Genomic DNA, 19,192 nt, shown 5'->3' with positions numbered 1-19,192 from the left:
TCGATAACGGTGAGGAAGGTAAATATATAATGGCGTTAGTAAAGATGTGAAAATGAGCGGATAACATCCGCTCATTTTTATACAGCTCTTTCTACTGGTTGTTTCAGCAATTCCCATGCCTGCTTAGCCTCAAGAGGCTTACTCACATAGTAACCTTGAATTTGGTCGCATTGCTGCTGCATGAGGAAATCCCATTGTGTTACTGTTTCCACTCCCTCGGCAATGACGGTGAGCTTTAAATTTTTGGCCATCATAATAATGGAGGAGATAACAGCCTCCTCCTGCAGGCTGTGCTCAATTTCTTGTATAAATTCCCGTGCAATTTTTAGCGTGTGAATCGGATACTTTGTTAAGTAAGATAAGGATGAATATCCAGTGCCAAAGTCATCGATGGAAATTTTGATACCTAGGCTTTGCAGCTGCTGCAGCTTTTCAATCACTAGCTGTTCATTTCGCATAGCAATGCCCTCTGTAATTTCCAGGTCGAGTGCTTCTGGAGGCAAAGCGAATTCCTGCAGCACACTGGTTACAAGCTGAACGAGATTTGGATCGTTAAATTGCATCGGCGATAAATTAACTCCAATTTTTAGGGACGAATGTCCGCTCTCATGCCATTGCTTTGCTTGTCTGCATGCTTGCCGAAGTACCCATTCTCCAATTGGCAGAATCAGTCCTGTTTCCTCTGCAAGCGGAATGAAATCAGCAGGGGATATCATGCCAAGCTTTGGATGCTTCCAACGGACGAGTGCTTCAAAGCCGACGATTTGCTTTGTAAGCATATGAACCTGCGGCTGATAATGGAGAAGAAGCTCTTCATTTTGAATGGCTTTACGCAGCTCCTTTTCCAGCAAATTTCGTTTATGCTCCGCCTCACTCATTTCCTTTGTATACAGTACGTATTTGTTTTTTCCCGTTGCTTTCGCCTCATACATCGCCGTGTCCGCATTTTTTATTAACTGTGCAGCAGTTGTACCGTGAAAGGGTGCAAGTGCAATCCCGATGCTTGGAGTAACATACAGTTCTTGTCCTACAAGGAGGAAAGGCTGTTGAAATACCTTAAGCAATCCCTCTGCAAAGATGATTACATTTTTTTCGGAAAACATCTCAGTTAAAAGAATGGTAAATTCATCTCCGCCTTGTCGAGCGACAGTATCCTTCTGGCGTACATATAGCCTAAGACGATTCGCCGCTTCTGCAAGGAGGTGATCACCTACAGTATGCCCGAGGAGGTCATTGATGCTCTTAAAACGATCCAAATCAATAAACAGAACAGCTGTAATCAGGTCACGCGCCTGTCCTATATGAAGTGCACGTATTAAATCTTCTTCAAACTTTCTGCGGTTCGCAATGCCGGTAAGGACATCATGAAAGGCCATGTATTCAATCTGCTGCTGGTTCTGCTTGAACTGTGTCATGTCGCGGGCGATACCGTATATACCAATGGTTTCCCCGCTGACTACTGAGGGAATAAGCGTAATATGGAAACAATAGCATTGTCCCGCTTTTTGCCAACCTTGTATTTCAAAGCTCTGTGGCAGGCCCTTCTTTGCAGCGTGTATATAATTTTGTACAATTCTCTGATCGTTTTTAGCTACATAATTCAAGAGTGATTGCCCAATTAGTTCTTGAGAGGAATAGCCGAGAATATTCATGCAGGAACGATTCACGCTCTGGAAGTTACCGTCTTTATCAAGAGAGAATACTGCATCAGGATGCTCTTCGAAAAGAGATTGATATTGTTGTTCGCTTTTTACCAGTGCCCGTATGCCATCATTAATTTTTCTATCTGTATGTGCCCTCAATGTTTTGTACGAGCGCTGTAGCTGTACATAATCATATTTTATAAATATAAAATGAGTAAAAAAACAAATGAACAGTGCCCCTGGGACTATAAATAGAATGGATTCTTCTAAGTGAAGAGAGGAAAGGTTAGGGGCATATAATGAGCTTAAAACATGTACAAAACCAGTCGTGATCATCATTTTTACAAATAAAACCAATGCGAATATCAGATAAAGAGCGAAACGCCACTTGGCCTGTTTTTGATGGGCAGAAAGCATCATATATAATAGAAATAGAAGAGCTGCCAAGAGCCAAATAGGATGATTTCCATAAATAGCAAACAGTGTGGTACATGTTAATGTTAGTACGCTTGAAATAATCGTTGCGCTTAGTTGTTTATCGGATGTTGTATGCATAGATGGTATCTCCGTTTCCTGCTGGAAATAATACTTAGATAGTATTATAAAAAAGTAAAGGAGATGTGAATCTTTTGTAGTTTTTTAGTAATGATTAGATTTCAATCATCGCCCCGCCTATTCGTTTATATCCTCTCATTTTGGCAAGCTCCTCTACAAGCTGCAGCGCCGCCCTATCCTTTTGCTTGCTCTCCACCATTACATCAAAATCGCGTCCTATTTGCTTTGCTGCTTCAAAAAATGGTCTTACAAAGGAAGCATCTACATAATTGGCGTGAGAACGAAATTCTGTTTCGGATTTTGGAGAGGAAAGATGCACCTTCGGAATTACTCCTGTATGATCCCATGTCGCAAATATATCGATAAGAAGCGCAGTAAGGTCGTCGCCGCTCTCATTTGCCAGGTGATGGTGATAGTCAAATACAAGAGGGATTTGCTCCCTTTGGCAAACCGCGAGCGTTTCCTCCGCTGTGTATGTTTTATCATCATTCTCAAGCGTCATTTGCTGCTTGATAGGTATAGGAAGTCTTTGGAGGTTTTGATGAAAACGCGCGATGGCGGCCTCCTTATCTCCGTATGCCCCGCCGACATGGATGTTAATATAGGATTCCTTTGCAATGCCCATTGCTTCGAGTACGCTATAATGGTATTCCATATCAAGCACAGCATTATCCGTAATATGCTGCTTGTCACTTGTAAATAGCGTAAATTGGTTTGGATGGAAGCTAACGCGGAGGCGATGCTTTTGAATAAGCTGTCCAATCTCCTTCCACATATCACGGAACAAATAGGTATAGTCAAATTCTACTTCAGGATGGGTAGCTAATGGCACGATGGAGGAGGAGAGGCGATACAGCCATATTTCTTGAGCGATATTGTAATGAAGCGCCCGCAGCGTATGCTGTAGGTTTTGCATAGTAATGGTATATAGCTTGTCCTCCCGCTCCTCTTTTTCGAGCTGCTTCCATCTGGTGAATGTCATCGTTTTTGCCGGAGAGCAATCCCAAAGCGAAAGCGCGTGTGATACATATCCAAATCGAATCTTCACATTATCCTCTCCTGTAGGGTTTCTTGCTTTACACTTTAGGAAAGTATAAATTTCTAGCTAGAAGCTCATTCGACGTAGTAAGAAATTTTAGGAACAAAGTGTAAGTGCACTATGCCTCTGTCTTCGCCTAATGGCTCGCCAATCGGCGAGTTTTCTTTAGAGAAAGAAGGCGATGATATTCGCAATTCTTTCCCGTATTCGATCTGGCAGCGGCAAGGATGTAAGATCAGTTAGTGTGATTTTCCCCGAGGCTTCTAAATCCTGGTCAACCTCCTTCTTGACGATCTCTAAAAAGGGCGAGTCGTACATAATGCAGTTCATTTCATGGTTAATATAGAGACTGCGGAAATCAAAGTTTGCAGTTCCAATATCACAAATACGGCCGTCGACCATCAGTATTTTGGCATGGAAGAAGCCATCTTGGAATTCATAGACAGTGCACCCGACTTGCAGTAAGCGCCGCAAGTACGGAAACTTTGCCTCTCTCACAAAGGCATGATCAGCTTTTTTCGGAACAAGAATAGCGACGCGTACACCTCGCTTTGCAGCTGCAACTAATGCATCTGTTAGGTCCTTGCCTGGAATGAAGTAAGGCGTTCCGATATACAAATCATGCTTTGCTTCTTCGATTAAATCAAGAAAGGTTTGCTTTAAATAGGCGCCGTCTGTTGGAATGAAGCGATGTCGAACACTTCCTTTTGGCAGCTTCGGGAAATATTTTGGCTCGGACATAAGATTTTCTGCTGTGTCATCATACCAATCATGGAGAAATTGTTCTTGTAAATCACATACGCCTTCACCTGTTAGACGAAGATGATAGTCACGCCAGCGCCCGAGCTTTGGATTATGGCCCAAATATTCCTCTCCTATATTAAATCCGCCAATATAGCCAATTTCTCCGTCAATTACAGTAATTTTCCGGTGATTACGTTCATTAGCGGAATAAAATAGAAATGGGAGTCGTATGTTATGACAAAATGAAAAATGTACGCCGCTTTGGCGCAGCATACGAATCCATTTTCCTGAAAGGCTGAAGCTGCCAATACGGTCGAGCAGCAATCGTACCTCTATGCCTTGCTGTGCTTTTTCCATGAGAAGGCGCAAAAATTTATGGCTAATCGGGTCATTTTTAACGATGAAAAATAGGATATGAATATGATGGCGCGCCTGCCGAATGTCGGCAAATAAATCGTCATAAAGAACCTGGCCGTATGTATATAAACGAAAGTCACTTTCACGCATAGGAAGAATGCGATGTCGTACCCGTTTAAGCTGTCTTTGTCTCCCGAGCCAATAATCGGCGGGCAGCCAAATGAGAAGTAAAGCGAGGGATAAAAAGAAAAATAGCATAATGCTCCCCCTTCTTCGTACTAGTCCTTTTAGTTTCCACAGCGGCAAGAAAAAAATTCGTTTTCCTCCTGAATAAAAATATTGACTGAATGCTCATTCAAATTATAATGGAAGTATGATGCATTTCTGAAAATTTATGGTTTTTAGAAAATAAAGGGGGTTATTCTGCACTTTTATATAAGCGCTTACAAAAGAGATTTATTCTCCGCCTGTTCATTTCATTTGGATGAATCACCTTTTTGCTTCATATATTTTGTAATATGCGATCTCCAGCAAACAGTGTAGTATGTTCTAGCAGCTCATGGAGCAAGCAGCATAATAAGAAAGGGGTTGAGAGAATGAACGTATGGCTGCTCTTTAACTGGCTGGCGTTTGTAGCAATCACCGCGTATGCAGTGTATTTATTCGTATATTTAATTCAAACGCGCACTGCCTATATTAAGCTTGGACGGAAAATGGAGTTTGACGGAAAAGTAAAAGAAAGATGGCAAAAAGTGAAAGAAAATGTTTTTGGACAAAAAAAGCTGCTGAAGGATAAAAAGAGCGGCATTATCCATGTAATGTTCTTCTACGGTTTTATTCTCGTCCAATTTGGGGCTATTGACTTCATTTGGAAAGGTTTAGCACCCGGTTCTCATCTTCCCCTTGGACCGCTGTACCCTGCATTTACATTCTTCCAGGAAATTGTGACACTCACCATTTTAATTGCAGTATTTTGGGCGTTTCACCGCCGTTATATCGAGAAGCTCGTACGACTTAAGCGTAACTTCAAATCTGGCCTCGTTTTAATTTTTATTGGAGGTTTGATGATTTCTGTTTTATTAGGAAATGGGGCAGGGATTATTTGGCACGATGAAGAATTATCGTGGAGTGAACCGATCGCCTCTGCAATCGCATACATTTTGTCCGACATCAGCTCATTAGCAGCAACGGTTATTTTTTACTTCTCCTGGTGGATACATCTTCTGATCCTGCTTACATTTCTCGTATATGTACCTCAATCTAAACATGCTCATTTACTCGCTGGTCCTGCAAATGTTTATCTTAGCCGCCTAACAAACCCGGGCAAGCTTGAGAAAATTAATTTTGAAGATGAGTCGCAGGAGACATTCGGCGTTGGAAGCATTACTGACTTTAGACAAAACCAGCTCATCGATTTGTACGCTTGCGTAGAATGCGGCCGCTGTACGAATATGTGTCCGGCCACAGGGACGGGCAAGATGTTATCGCCGATGGACTTAATCGTAAAGCTCCGCGACCATTTGACGGATACGGGAGCGGCGATTACATCTAGGACGCCATGGGTTCCTGCCTTCGCATTCAATCATACGCGCGGCAACCAGCTCGCTGCACAAGGATCGGGAGCGGGCGTACAGGAAACTGCGGCTGCAGTAGAGTACAGCCCGAACTTAATCGGCGAGGTTATTACCGAAGCAGAAATTTGGGCATGTACAACATGCCGTAACTGCGAGGATCAATGCCCGGTTATGAACGAGCACGTTGATAAAATTATCGACCTCCGCCGTTATCTTGTGCTAACGGAAGGAAGGATGGACGCCGAGGCGCAGCGTGCGATGACAAATATTGAAAGGCAAGGAAACCCGTGGGGATTGAGTAAAAAGGAGCGCGAGGCGTGGCGTGAAGCGAGCGAGGATGTAAGTATCCCAACAGTGAAGGAGCTGTCCAAAAAGGGAGAAGAGTTTGAATACTTATTTTGGATTGGTTCTATGGGCTCCTACGATAACCGCAGCCAGAAAATTGCACTTTCATTTGCGAAACTGATGAATGAGGCCGGCATTTCGTTTGCAATTCTCGGGAATAAAGAAAGAAATTCCGGCGATACGCCGCGCCGCCTTGGAAATGAGTTCTTATTTCAAGACCTTGCAACTAAAAATATAGAGGAGTTTGAAAAAGCGGGTGTGAAAAAAATCGTCACAATTGATCCGCATGCGTATAACATCTTTAAAAACGAATATCCTGACTTCGGTCTAAAGGCAGATGTATATCATCATACGGAATTGCTTGCGAAATGGGTAAAGGAAGGGAAGCTGAAGCCCAAGCATGCGGTTCAAGAGACGGTCACATTCCATGACTCCTGTTATTTAGGCCGCTATAACGAGGTGTATGGCGCGCCGCGCGATATTTTAAGAGCAATTCCGGGCGTGACGCTTGCGGAAATGGAACGAAACAAGGAAACCGGCATGTGCTGCGGTGCAGGGGGCGGCCTTATGTGGATGGAGGAATCAGCAGGCACGCGCATTAATGTTGCAAGAACAGAGCAGGCGCTTGCGGTTCGCCCGTCCGTGATTAGCTCGGGATGCCCATATTGCTTGACGATGCTAAGCGATGGTACGAAGGCAAAGGAAATGGATGAGATGGTAGAAACACTGGATGTAACAGAAATTTTAGAGCGTTCAGTGTTTGGAACAAGGCAAGAATCAGTTTCCTGATATAGGGAATCTGAAGGTTTAGAGGGAGAGAGGTGCTTGCTTCTCCTCTTTCTGACTGATGTCGGATGAGCGATCGTTCAACATTGTGATTTTGGGAAAATAATGTTTTGTTGCCATTTAAACAGCAAAGGGGGGATGCGGCTTGGCAAGAGCAGTTATTTTGGGAGCGGTAAGAACACCTATCGGAAAGTTTGGCGGCGTCTTCAAGGATGTAAGGGCGGCTGAGCTTGGGGGCATTGCCATTGAAGCTGCTCTGCAGCGGGCGGATGTTTCGCCGCAGCAGGTAGAAGAAGTGATTTTTGGAACGGTTATACAGGGCGGTCAAGGACAAATCCCTTCTCGTCAAGCTGCTCGGCGTGCGGGCATCCCTTGGGAGGCCCGTACGGAAACCATCAATAAAGTGTGTGCATCCGGCATGAGAAGCGTGACGATGGCTGACCAAATCATCCGCGCTGGCGATCAGTCCATCATTGTAGCAGGCGGCATGGAATCAATGAGCAGCACCCCTTACATATTGCGCGGGGCACGCTGGGGCTATCGAATGGGACATAGTGAGGTCATTGATTTGAATGTGGCAGACGGCTTAACATGTGCGTTTTCCGGTGTTCGTATGGGAACGTACGGAAATGATGCAGCGAAGGAAGATGGAATCTCGCGCGAGGAGCAGGATGAATGGGCGTATCGAAGCCATATAAGAGCAGTGGCAGCGCAGCAGGCAGGCAGCTTTGAAGAGGAAATTGCTCCAGTTGTAATCCCGCAGCGCAAGGGGGATTCCCTCATCATCACGAAGGACGAAGCACCGCGCGCGGATACCTCCCTAGAGAAGCTGGCTCAGCTAAGGCCTGTATTTGATGCGGACGGTACGATTACAGCGGGAAATGCTCCAGGACTAAATGATGGCGCAGCCGCACTTGTGTTAATGAGTGAGGAACGGGCGCGGCAGGAAGGAAGAGCCCCGCTTGCGGTGATTCTCGGTCATACGGCAATCGCGGTAGAGGCAAAGGATTTTCCAAGGACGCCCGGCTATGCTATCAATGAGCTGTTGAAGAAAACGGGCAAAGCCGTCAGTGAGATTGACTTGTTTGAGATTAATGAAGCGTTTGCGGCAGTTGTATTAGCTAGTAATAAGATTGTGGGAATCCCTCCAGAAAAGGTGAACGTAAACGGCGGAGCTGTAGCGCTCGGTCACCCAATTGGCGCGAGCGGTGCACGTATTATTGTGACGCTTATTCATGCGCTTAAGGCCAGGGGAGGCGGTATTGGTATTGCGGCAATTTGCAGCGGCGGCGGCCAAGGGGATGCGATTATGATTGAGGTTCGTTAACGGAGGAGAGGTCTTGCCTTTCTCACGCTTCAAGAAAGCATAAAGTTTCAGATGGAAGCAAATTTGGCGTATTAGGAAGTTTTAGGAATACAGTATAAGCGCAGCTGCGTCTCTGTCTTCGCCTAAAGTCTTGCCAATCAGCGGGGTTTCTTTAAAGGATTTTGGGGGATTGTCCAGCTTTATCGGCCTGCTTGCTGAGGGGGAAAGATCCCCGGTTCATGAGGCAAAAAGCGCCTCATCGCTCGGAGAACTGTTCTTCGTCGCAAGCAAACCGGGTCGATTCCGCTTTTTATTACTGCATAATTAAGGGGGCAAGAAATATGAGTGTACAAAACATTATGGTAATCGGTGCGGGTCAGATGGGTTCCGGGATTGCGCAAGTATGTGCGATGGCAGGCTACAGCGTTGTGCTGCAGGATGTGAAGAAGGAGCAGCTAGATAGAGGCATTGCCGTCATTTCAAAAAATCTTGCTCGCCAGGTTGAAAAGGGGCGTATGGCAGAGGATGACATGAATGACACACTTGCGCGCATTACACCTGTGCTGACTATTCAAGGCGCAGCTGAAGCAGATCTTGTCATTGAAGCGGCAGTCGAGCGTATGGATATTAAGAAGCAAATTTTTGCGCAGCTGGATGAGGTGGCGCCGCCTCGTACAATTCTTGCATCCAATACTTCATCTTTGCCGATTACTGAAATTGCAGCTGCTACAAAGCGGCCGGAACAAGTCATTGGTATGCACTTTATGAATCCTGTTCCCGTTATGAAGCTTGTAGAAATTATCCGCGGACTTGCGACAACGGATGAGGTCTATGAAACAGTCGAAGGAATTACGAAGCAAATCGGCAAGGTTCCGGTGGAGGTTAATGATTTCCCTGGCTTCGTTTCGAACCGCATTTTGCTTCCTATGATTAACGAGGCTATTTATACATTGTATGAGGGAGTTGCAACAAAGGAAGCCATTGATGAAGTCATGAAGCTAGGGATGAACCATCCGATGGGACCGTTAACGCTTGCTGATTTTATCGGCCTTGATACATGTCTTTATATTATGGAGGTCCTGCATGAGGGCTTAGGCGACAGCAAATACCGTCCGTGTCCGCTTCTTCGAAAATATGTAAAGGCAGGCTGGCTTGGAAGAAAAACGGGCCGAGGCTTTTATGTATATGAGTAACCGATAGGAATCAGCCGCACCGGCTCGCCCTTCGGTATTACACTAGCTAGGGGTGAAGAACATGAACTTTTTATTGACAGACGAACAGCGCATCCTGCAAAAGATGGTTCGGGACTTCGCACAAAACGAGATTGCCCCCTTTGTTCCTCGTATGGAGCGGGGGGAATTTCCGCGTGATCTATTGCGGAAGATGGGCAGCCTCGGGCTTATGGGAATTTCGATTCCGGAGGAGTACGGCGGTGCGGGAATGGATTTTACGTCGTACATTATCGTCATTCATGAGCTTTCAAAGGTAAGCGCAGCGATCGGTGTCATTTTGGCCGTGCATACATCCGTTGGAACAAATCCGATTTTGTACTTTGGGACGGAGGAGCAAAAACAGAGATTTGTGCCGCGCCTAGCAACAGGACAATTGCTAGGGGCATTTGCTTTAACGGAACCGAGCGCAGGCTCAGACGCCGCAAGCTTAAAGGCGCATGCGGTAAAAAAAGGCGATCACTATGTGATTAATGGCTCGAAGGTATTTATTACGAACGGCGGCGAGGCGGATACGTATATCGTATTCGCCTCTACCAATCGGTTGGCTGGTCCGCGTGGGATCTCCGCTTTCATTGTAGAGAAGGGAGCCCCGGGGCTTATCATTGGCAAGGACGAGAAGAAAATGGGGCTGCACGGTTCGCGTACAGTGCAGCTTACGTTTGATAATATGCTTGTACCAGCGGAAAACCTTCTCGGCGAAGAAGGAAAAGGCTTTAAAATTGCCATGGCCAATCTTGATGCCGGGCGTATTGGCATTGCTGCCCAGGCGCTTGGCATCGGGGAGGCCGCGCTTGCTGAGGCCATTCGTTACGCAAAGACGCGCCAGCAGTTTGGCAAGCCGATTTACGAGCAGCAGGGAATCTCTTTTAAGCTGGCAGATATGGCGACGCAGGTAGAGGCGGCACGTCTTCTTGTATATAGAGCCGCATCGCTTCGGCAGCAAGGACTTCCGTGCGCGAAGGAGGCATCGATCGCAAAGCTATTTGCATCAAAAACAGCTGTGGAGGTTTCTATTGAAGCAATTCAGGTATTCGGAGGTTACGGCTATACAGAAGATTATCCGGTCGAGCGTTTCTTCCGTGACGCAAAGGTTTGCGAAATCTATGAAGGAACAAGTGAAATTCAGCGTCTTGTTATTAGCAAGCGTCTCTAAAAACGGGGGAATGAAGAATGCAATTCAGGTTATCAGAGGAGCATGAGATGATCCGGAAAATGGTTCGGGATTTTGCGAAAAATGAGGTAGAGCCTACTGCATCAGTGCGTGACGAGGAAGAGCGCTTTGACCGGGGGATTTTCGATCAAATGGCGAATATCGGCTTAACGGGTATTCCATGGCCGGAGGAATACGGCGGGATTGGAAGCGATTACCTGGCCTATTGCATTGCGGTAGAGGAATTGTCCCGCGTCTGCGCATCAACGGGAGTAACGCTATCTGCCCATGTTTCTTTGGCGGGCTGGCCGTTGTATAAATTCGGTACGGAGGAGCAAAAGCAAACCTATTTACGGCCGTTGGCGGAGGGGAAAAAAATTGGTGCTTACGGTTTAACAGAGCCGGGCTCTGGATCTGATGCCGGGAGCATGAAGACGACAGCAAAACGCGACGGCGACCATTATATTCTAAACGGCTCTAAAATTTTTATTACAAATGGAGGAGTTGCAGACATCTATATCGTATTTGCTTTAACAGACCCTGAGTCAAAGCATCGCGGCACGAGTGCGTTTATTGTTGAGTCTGGCGCACCGGGATTCTCGATCGGCAAGAAGGAAGCGAAGCTCGGCATTCGTTCCTCGCCGACAACGGAAATTATATTTGAAGATTGCCGCATACCGGCTCGGAATCTTCTCGGTGAGGAAGGACAAGGCTTTAAGATTGCGATGCAAACACTTGACGGCGGCCGCAACGGCATTGCAGCACAGGCGGTTGGAATTGCACAGGGCGCTCTAGATGCAGCGGTAGCGTATGCCAAGGAACGCCGGCAATTTGGAAAGCCGATTATTGAGCAGCAGGGCATCGCCTTTAAGCTAGCAGATATGGCGACGCAGGTGGAGGCGGCTAGGCTATTAACCTATCAAGCGGCCTGGCTTGAATCTGAGGGATTCCCTTACGGAAAGGAATCTGCTATGTCTAAGCTTTTCGCCGGGGACGCCGCTATGAAGGTTACAGTAGAAGCGGTACAGGTATTTGGCGGTTACGGATATACGAAGGATTATCCGGTAGAGCGCTTTATGCGCGATGCAAAAATTACGCAAATTTATGAAGGCACACAGGAGATTCAAAGGCTTGTAATCTCCCGTATGCTAGCTAAATAAGTTGATGCCCTAAGGTGTCAGCAAAGCCAGAGATATATAGGGAAGCGCGGGTTCTCCGTGCTCCCTTCGCACAACAAGAGAGGGGATTTATAATGGGAAAGCATACTGTACAAGCATCAGTAAAGGATGAAAAGCTCGTTGCAGTGCGGCGGGCACAAATGGTAAAAGGTGCGGTGAATCTTTTTAAAGAAAAAGGGTTCCACCGGACTACAACAAGGGAAATTGCGAGGGCTGCCGGCTTTAGCATTGGCACGCTATATGAATATATCCGCACGAAGGATGATGTGCTGTATCTTGTGTGCGACAGCATTTATGAAAACGTAAAGGAGCGGCTGGATCAGGCGCTAAATACAGAAAAGGGAAGCCTGGAAAGCTTAAAAACAGCTGTTGCCAATTATTTTAAGGTAATGGATGAATTTCAAGAGGAGGTTCTTATTTTATATCAAGAGGTGCGGTCTTTACCGAGTGAATCCATTAAGTACGTTTTAAAGAAGGAGCTGGAGATGGTCGGCATGTTTGAAACCATTTTACAAAAATGCGTAGAAAACGGCGAATTTTTCTTAACGAAGCCAGAGATTGATATAATTGCCCACAATATTTTCGTACAAGGGCAAATGTGGGGCTTCCGCCGCTGGGCTATGCAGAAGCTCTATACGATTGAGGAATACACAGATTTGCAGCTTTGTTACCTATTGAATGGTGTTCGGATGAGGGATATCTAGAAGGAATAGGGGAGTGGAGTATGGCTGTGATTCAAGTATATCGTCCAACGTACAAGGTTCGTTTCGTAACAGCCTCTAGCTTGTTCGACGGGCATGATGCTTCCATCAATATTATGAGACGAATTCTCCAGGCAAGCGGAGCGGAAGTAATTCATCTTGGCCATAACCGTTCGGTAGAAGAGATTGTAAACGCGGCGATTCAAGAGGATGTGCAGGGAATTGCTGTGTCATCCTATCAGGGCGGGCATGTGGAATACTTTAAATACATGTATGACCTTCTGCAGGAAAAAGGGGCAAATCATATCCGAATTTACGGCGGCGGAGGAGGGGTCATCATTCCTCGAGAAATGGATGAGCTGCATGCGTACGGCATTAAAAGAATCTTCTCGCCGGAGGACGGGAGGCGTCTTGGGCTGCAGGGGATGATCAACCAAATGCTGGAGGAATGTGATTTTCCAACGACACGGGATATAATGAACGCGATGGAAAAAATGGACTCATACGATGCAGGCACTGTTGCACGGCTCATCACCCTGGCAGAGGAAAGTATCGGAAAAGGGAGCAAAGTCATTGACTCGTTGACGGAGCGTGCAAAGAATACTGCTATCGTCCTCGGTATTACGGGAACGGGCGGCGCTGGGAAAAGCTCCTTAACAGATGAGATCATCCGCCGTTTTCTGCAGGAAATCGACGATATCAGAATTGCAATTATCTCCATCGACCCGACGAAGCAAAAAACAGGCGGAGCCCTCCTTGGCGACCGTATTCGTATGAATTCTATTCACTCTCCGCGTGTCTACATGCGCAGCCTTGCTACGCGGGAATCCCGCTCGGAGCTCTCTCTTGCGATTCAGGATGCGATTACAGTTGTCAAAGCGGCTGGTTTTGACCTGATTATTGTTGAAACAAGTGGTATCGGTCAGGGCGATGCTGCAATTACGGATTACAGTGATTTAAGCATGTATGTCATGACAAGTGATTTCGGGGCACCATCTCAGCTTGAGAAAATCGACATGATTGACTATGCGGATATTATTGTTATTAACAAGTTTGAGCGCAAGGGCTCAGAAGATGCGCTGCGTCAGGTGCAAAAGCAATATCAGCGGAGTCATATGCTGTTTGAGCAGCAGCTTGAGGAAATGCCTGTATATGGAACGATTGCGAGCCAATTTAACGATGCGGGTACTAACACTGTGTTTTTGAAGCTGCTGGAGCTCATTAATAGGAAAGTCAATAAAAATTGGCGGCCAAGAACAATTCAAGCCGGATCTGTGAAAAAGCAAAATATGATTATTCCGAATGACCGCCGCTACTACCTGCGTGACATAACGGATACGGTACGCAATTATCATAAGAATACAGAGGAGCAGGCGAAGGCAGCGGAGCGTCTTTTCCAAATTGAAGGTGCGGTGAAGGCGATTCAGGAGCAGGGGGCGGATGCAGGTGCTATTGAGACGCTGCAATCTGTAAAGTGCAGCTATGAAAATAGTCTTTCACCAGAAGCGAAGCGCATTCTAGATACGTGGGATGAAGTAAAGGCAAAGTATGCGGCGGATGAATTTGTCACGAAGGTGCGCGAAAAGGAAATCCGTACGAGGTTAAAAACGAGAACGCTTTCCGGAACGGAAATCCCAAAGGTGGCGCTCCCGAAATACAGGAATTACGGGGAAATTTTGCGCTGGGTGCGCAAGGAGAATGTCCCGGGCGAATTTCCGTATACGGCAGGGGTGTTTCCGTTTAAGCGCTCGGACGAAGACCCGAAGCGGCAATTTGCTGGTGAAGGGACGCCCGAACGTACAAATCGCCGTTTTCATTACCTGTGCAAGGACGATAACGCGAAGCGCTTAAGTACAGCATTTGATTCGGTAACTTTATACGGGGAGGATCCAGCGTACCGGCCTGATATTTTTGGGAAAATCGGTGAAAGCGGTGTGAATGTTTGCACATTAGATGATATGAAGAAGCTGTACAGCGGCTTCGATTTATGTGCGCCATCCACATCGGTATCGATGACGATTAATGGACCAGCGCCGATCATTTTAGCAATGTTTATGAACACAGCGATTGAGCAGCAGGTGGAGAAGGCGGAGCAGGAGCTTGGCCGTACTGTAACTGACGAAGAATATGAGCAAATTAAAGCAAAGGCCTTGCAGCTCGTTCGCGGTACGGTGCAGGCGGATATTTTGAAAGAGGATCAAGGGCAAAATACATGTATTTTCTCTACCGAGTTTGCGCTGCGGTTAATGGGTGACATTCAGGAGTACTTCATCCAGCATAAGGTGCGCAACTATTACTCTGTATCTATTTCCGGCTATCATATTGCAGAGGCTGGCGCGAATCCGATTTCCCAGCTGGCGTTTACGCTGTCAAATGGCTTTACGTATGTAGAGTACTACTTGAGCCGCGGGATGCATATTGATGATTTCGCGCCAAATCTATCATATTTCTTCAGCAATGGGCTTGATGCGGAATACTCGGTCATTGGTCGTGTGGCACGCCGCATTTGGGCAATTGTCATGAAGGAAAGATACGGTGCAAACGAGCGAAGCCAAAAGCTGAAATACCACGTGCAAACGTCCGGTCGATCCTTGCATGCGCAGGAGATTGCCTTCAACGATATTCGCACAACGCTTCAGGCTCTTATGGCGCTGCATGATAACTGCAATTCCCTTCATACAAATGCATATGATGAAGCTATTACAACACCGACGGAGGAATCTGTACGCCGAGCGATGGCCATACAGCTTATTATTACAAAAGAGCACGGCTTAACCAAAAATGAAAATCCATTGCAGGGCTCATTTATTTTAGAAGAGCTGACAGACCTTGTGGAGGAAGCTGTCTTGCAAGAATTTGAACGCATTAACGACCGCGGCGGCGTACTCGGTGCGATGGAAACTCAATATCAGCGCGGCAAAATTCAGGACGAATCCATGTACTACGAGATGAAAAAGCACACGGGAGAGCTGCCGATTATCGGGGTAAATACGTATCTAAATCCGAACGCAGCCTCTGAGGAAGATATGAACAACATGGAGCTTGCCCGCGCTTCCTATGAAGAAAAAGAAACACAAATTCGTAATTTGAAGGCATTCCAAGAACGGAATAAAGATCAAACAGAAGCCGCTCTAGATCGGCTAAAGCTGACCGCTGTCTCTGGAGGCAATATTTTCGCGGAGCTGATGGAGACGGTCAAGTACGCAAGTCTTGGCCAAATTACACATGCGTTATATGAGGTAGGCGGACAATATCGGCGCAATATGTAAGAAGGCCAGGTTGATCAGGGATAATTCGTCAATGCTTGATTTGCGGGAAAGCAAAACGGAAGCTTCGCTCTCTTTTTGTTTTTTACAAGGCTCTTTTCTAAACAATTGTTGCTGCAGGAATAAAAGAACGTGTTTCAATATAGGCAAGAGGCAAAAGCAATAATATCTGCGAAAACAGCCTTTACAAAGCTTGGGAATGAGTCCTTTTCGGGGATTGTCCAGCTTCAGCGGTCTGCTTACTATGGGGAAAGACCCCCGTCGCGAGCAAACCGACCGGGCCGCTTTCGCCTTTAAAAACAGGCCGCACGTAATATAAGCTGGAAGGAGAATGCTTGTGTGTCAAATTGCGCCAAGCGTTCTTCTCCTTCCATTTCAAGAAAAGTTTCTCTTTTCTTGATGGAAAAGGACTCTTTTCTGTAGCATATTTCCTGCTGTTTTGTTTATAATGAATAGTATGGATTTTTTTTGTACAGGCCTTATAGTAAAATGAGATTTCCCATGAAAATAAGTTAATCGGTATAAGGGCTAGTCAAATGAATCGGCGCTGGATCATATTTCTGGCGGTCGGAACGAAATGATGCAAGATGATATATGTTGAAGAAAGGAAGTGCCTCACACGTGAATCTAGAGCAATATTCTCCAGAGGAACTGAAAGAATTGTCTATGATCGAGCTTGCTTATGCGATTCTCGAAGGCAAAAAGCAGGCGACTGCATTCCGAGATATCGTAGAGGAAGTAGCTGAAACGCTCGGTTTATCAAAAGAACAAGTAACGGTACGACTCGCTCAATTTTATACAGATTTGAACGTTGACGGACGCTTTATCAGCGTAGGAGAAAACCGTTGGGGCTTGCGCAGCTGGTATCCTTATGAGCAAATTGAAGAAGAGGTATTGCCGCAGCCGAAGCCTAAGAAAAAGCGCAAATTCGATGATGAGGATTATGATGATTTCGCAGCCGAAGATGCGGATTACGAAGATGTCGATGATCTGGATGATCTTGAGGAGCTTGAAGACGATGTCGACTTTATCGATGAAGATGTAGAAGAATTCGAAGACGAAGATTTGCTTGAAGATGAAGAAGAGGAACTCGAAGACCTAGATGAGGAAGAGGAACTCGATGACTTAGAGGAGTTCGAGGATGCGGAAGAAGAGGAAGAATTGTAGTTCTTGACTTTTCTACATAGTGTAGGTACAATCATTTTTGGGCTCTTTAAAAAAGCAAATACATGTACGTTGTTCATATAGAAAGAGAATTGCTCCCTATTTTGAAATACTAACAGTATAGGGATAGCAATTTTCTTTTTTTATTTGGGTAGCATAAGTTTAGGGCATGTCTAGATCCCTGTGCCAAAGGCCTCTTGTTTAACGGCAAATGGCCAGCGGCCGGGGAATGATTATTTTACAGAATAGAGCAAGAGGGGCATATGAAAGGTTATACTTTCTTATTCCTTTAAAACAGACGAGCTGCTTCTTACATACTGCCGTAACAAGCGGAGTATTAAATAATAGATGTGATGCGACGGAAGGGAGAACATTCATGACTAAGTATATTTTTGTAACAGGCGGCGTAGTATCGTCGTTAGGAAAAGGGATCACAGCAGCATCTCTTGGGAGATTGTTAAAAAATCGCGGGTTAAATGTCACAATTCAAAAATTTGACCCCTATATCAACGTTGACCCGGGAACAATGAGCCCGTATCAGCATGGAGAAGTATTTGTTACAGGTGATGGTGCAGAGACTGACCTTGACCTTGGCCACTACGAGCGTTTCATTGATATTAACTTAACAAAGCATTCCAATGTAACAACAGGTAAGGTATACTCCACGGTTATTCAAAAGGAGCGCCGCGGCGATTATCTAGGAGGGACAGTGCAGGTTATCCCTCATATTACAAATGAATTGAAGGAGCGCGTATATCGTGCGGGCCGTGAAACAAATGCGGACGTTGTTATTACAGAAATCGGCGGTACAGTTGGTGACATTGAATCATTGCCGTTCTTAGAAGCGATTCGCCAAATTAAAAGCGACATCGGCCGCGATAATGTAATGTACATTCACTGTACGTTAATTCCGTATATTAAAGCAGCTGGTGAAATGAAAACAAAGCCGACGCAGCATAGCGTAAAAGAGCTTCGCAGCTTAGGCATTCAGCCAAATATTATCGTTGTTCGTACAGAAATGCCGATTTCTCAGGATATGAAGGACAAGCTTGCGTTATTCTGTGATATCGATCCGAAGGCTGTAATTGAAGCGCGCGATGCTGACACATTATATGCTGTTCCATTGGCGCTGCAAGAGCAAAAGATGGACCAAATCGTTTGCGATCATTTAAAGCTTGACTGTAAGCCGGCAGAAATGGAAGAGTGGAAGGCGCTTGTTAAGAAGGTTCGCAACTTGTCTAAAACAGTGAAGATTGCTTTGGTAGGAAAATATGTAGAGCTGCAGGATGCTTACATTTCCGTTGTAGAATCCCTTCGTCACGCAGGCTACGCGTTTGATGCTGACATTGACATTAAATGGATTAATGCTGAGCATGTAACAGAAGAAAACGTAAAAGAACTTGTAGGAGATGCAGATGGTATTCTTGTACCAGGCGGCTTCGGTGACCGCGGCGTAGAAGGAAAAATCGTTGCGACGCAATATGCTCGTGAAAACCATGTGCCGTTCCTTGGCATTTGCCTAGGCATGCAGCTGGCATGTATCGAATTTGCGCGCAATGTATTGGGACTTCAAGGAGCAAACTCCTCTGAGATTAACCCAGCTACACCGCATCCGATTATCGATTTGCTTCCAGAGCAAAAGGACGTAGAAGATCTTGGCGGAACGCTTCGCCTTGGCTTATATCCTTGTAAGCTTAGCGAAGAAACAAAAGCATTCAATGCATACGGCGAGCCGGTTGTATACGAGCGTCATCGCCATCGTTATGAGTTTAACAACCAATACCGCCAAGATATGGAAAAGGCAGGCTTTGTTTTCTCTGGCACAAGCCCAGACGGTCGCCTAGTTGAAATCATTGAGCTGAAAAACCATCCTTGGTTCGTAGCATCTCAGTTCCATCCAGAATTCTTATCTCGTCCAACAAGACCACAGCCGTTGTTCCGCGACTTCGTGCATGCGTCTTTAATCAATACAGAAGGAAAATAATACAAGAAAAGCGGACACGGTTCGACCTGCTCCCGCAGTAAAACAACCCGCACACAAAAGTGCGGGTTGTGGGAGCTGGGCATCACCTGAAGGCCGTATATGTTCTTAGTTTAGAAAGGCAAGGCTTTCCCATACAGGGAAAGTCTTTTTCTTATACTTTAAGAAAGT

12 protein-coding genes are annotated in these 19,192 nt (G+C 45.9%); 9 read left to right on the top strand and 3 right to left on the bottom strand.

Going from position 1 to position 19,192, the window contains the following annotated elements; genetic code table 11:
- Positions 1-77: 77 nt before the first annotated feature.
- From AC6HZ4_RS26410 to cls, 3 genes are all read right to left on the bottom strand, one after another.
- A complete protein-coding gene (locus AC6HZ4_RS26410; protein ID WP_497492860.1) occupies positions 78-2,198 on the bottom strand; it encodes a sensor domain-containing protein in 2,121 nt (706 codons plus the stop codon).
- Positions 2,199-2,292: 94 nt separating this feature from the next.
- Positions 2,293-3,246: a UV DNA damage repair endonuclease UvsE gene (gene uvsE, locus AC6HZ4_RS26405; protein WP_497492858.1), complete on the bottom strand. Its 954-nt coding sequence runs from the start codon at positions 3,244-3,246 to the stop codon at positions 2,293-2,295.
- 156 nt (positions 3,247-3,402) lie between these two features.
- Entirely contained in the window at positions 3,403-4,596 is a 1,194-nt protein-coding gene (gene cls, locus AC6HZ4_RS26400) for a cardiolipin synthase (protein ID WP_497492857.1), read from the bottom strand.
- 338 nt (positions 4,597-4,934) lie between these two features.
- Between cls and AC6HZ4_RS26395 the strand changes: the two genes are divergently transcribed.
- The 9 genes from AC6HZ4_RS26395 to pyrG all read left to right on the top strand — a co-directional run bounded on the left by AC6HZ4_RS26395 (position 4,935) and on the right by pyrG (position 19,024).
- The gene (locus AC6HZ4_RS26395; RefSeq protein ID WP_497492855.1) at positions 4,935-7,046 is read left to right on the top strand and encodes a (Fe-S)-binding protein; all 2,112 of its coding nucleotides are present in this window, start codon (positions 4,935-4,937) and stop codon (positions 7,044-7,046) included.
- A gap of 142 nt (positions 7,047-7,188) precedes the next feature.
- A complete protein-coding gene (locus AC6HZ4_RS26390) occupies positions 7,189-8,370 on the top strand; it encodes an acetyl-CoA C-acetyltransferase (protein WP_497492854.1) in 1,182 nt (393 codons plus the stop codon).
- Positions 8,371-8,690: 320 nt separating this feature from the next.
- Positions 8,691-9,542, top strand: a complete 852-nt coding sequence (locus AC6HZ4_RS26385) for a 3-hydroxybutyryl-CoA dehydrogenase (RefSeq protein ID WP_497492853.1) — start codon at positions 8,691-8,693, stop codon at positions 9,540-9,542.
- Positions 9,543-9,603: 61 nt separating this feature from the next.
- On the top strand, positions 9,604-10,734 hold the full coding sequence (locus AC6HZ4_RS26380; RefSeq protein ID WP_497492852.1) for an acyl-CoA dehydrogenase: 1,131 nt from the start codon (positions 9,604-9,606) through the stop codon (positions 10,732-10,734).
- Positions 10,735-10,751: 17 nt separating this feature from the next.
- Positions 10,752-11,891 (top strand): acyl-CoA dehydrogenase, encoded by a 1,140-nt coding sequence (locus AC6HZ4_RS26375; RefSeq protein ID WP_497492851.1) that lies wholly within the window; start codon positions 10,752-10,754, stop codon positions 11,889-11,891.
- 92 nt (positions 11,892-11,983) lie between these two features.
- Positions 11,984-12,613, top strand: coding sequence for a TetR/AcrR family transcriptional regulator (locus tag AC6HZ4_RS26370; RefSeq protein WP_497492850.1), 630 nt, complete (start codon positions 11,984-11,986; stop codon positions 12,611-12,613).
- 20 nt (positions 12,614-12,633) lie between these two features.
- Positions 12,634-15,879: a fused isobutyryl-CoA mutase/GTPase IcmF gene (gene icmF, locus AC6HZ4_RS26365; protein WP_497492848.1), complete on the top strand. Its 3,246-nt coding sequence runs from the start codon at positions 12,634-12,636 to the stop codon at positions 15,877-15,879.
- A 618-nt stretch (positions 15,880-16,497) separates the two neighbouring features.
- Positions 16,498-17,043: a DNA-directed RNA polymerase subunit delta gene (gene rpoE, locus AC6HZ4_RS26360; RefSeq protein ID WP_497492847.1), complete on the top strand. Its 546-nt coding sequence runs from the start codon at positions 16,498-16,500 to the stop codon at positions 17,041-17,043.
- 373 nt (positions 17,044-17,416) lie between these two features.
- A complete protein-coding gene (pyrG, locus tag AC6HZ4_RS26355; protein WP_497492846.1) occupies positions 17,417-19,024 on the top strand; it encodes a CTP synthase in 1,608 nt (535 codons plus the stop codon).
- The last annotated feature ends 168 nt before the right edge of the window (positions 19,025-19,192 follow it).

The organism is Ectobacillus sp. OTK (assembly GCF_059698935.1).
This window is presented reverse-complemented; position numbering and strand designations above follow the sequence as displayed.

Coding starts and splice junctions, on each gene's coding strand:
- pyrG (WP_497492846.1), top strand. CDS start 17,417: ATGACTAAGTATATTTTTGTAACAGGCGGCGTAGTATCGTCGTTAGGA.
- AC6HZ4_RS26370 (WP_497492850.1), top strand. CDS start 11,984: ATGGGAAAGCATACTGTACAAGCATCAGTAAAGGATGAAAAGCTCGTT.
- AC6HZ4_RS26395 (WP_497492855.1), top strand. CDS start 4,935: ATGAACGTATGGCTGCTCTTTAACTGGCTGGCGTTTGTAGCAATCACC.
- AC6HZ4_RS26375 (WP_497492851.1), top strand. CDS start 10,752: ATGCAATTCAGGTTATCAGAGGAGCATGAGATGATCCGGAAAATGGTT.
- icmF (WP_497492848.1), top strand. CDS start 12,634: ATGGCTGTGATTCAAGTATATCGTCCAACGTACAAGGTTCGTTTCGTA.
- cls (WP_497492857.1), bottom strand. CDS start 4,596: ATGCTATTTTTCTTTTTATCCCTCGCTTTACTTCTCATTTGGCTGCCC.
- AC6HZ4_RS26380 (WP_497492852.1), top strand. CDS start 9,604: ATGAACTTTTTATTGACAGACGAACAGCGCATCCTGCAAAAGATGGTT.
- AC6HZ4_RS26410 (WP_497492860.1), bottom strand. CDS start 2,198: ATGCATACAACATCCGATAAACAACTAAGCGCAACGATTATTTCAAGC.
- AC6HZ4_RS26385 (WP_497492853.1), top strand. CDS start 8,691: ATGAGTGTACAAAACATTATGGTAATCGGTGCGGGTCAGATGGGTTCC.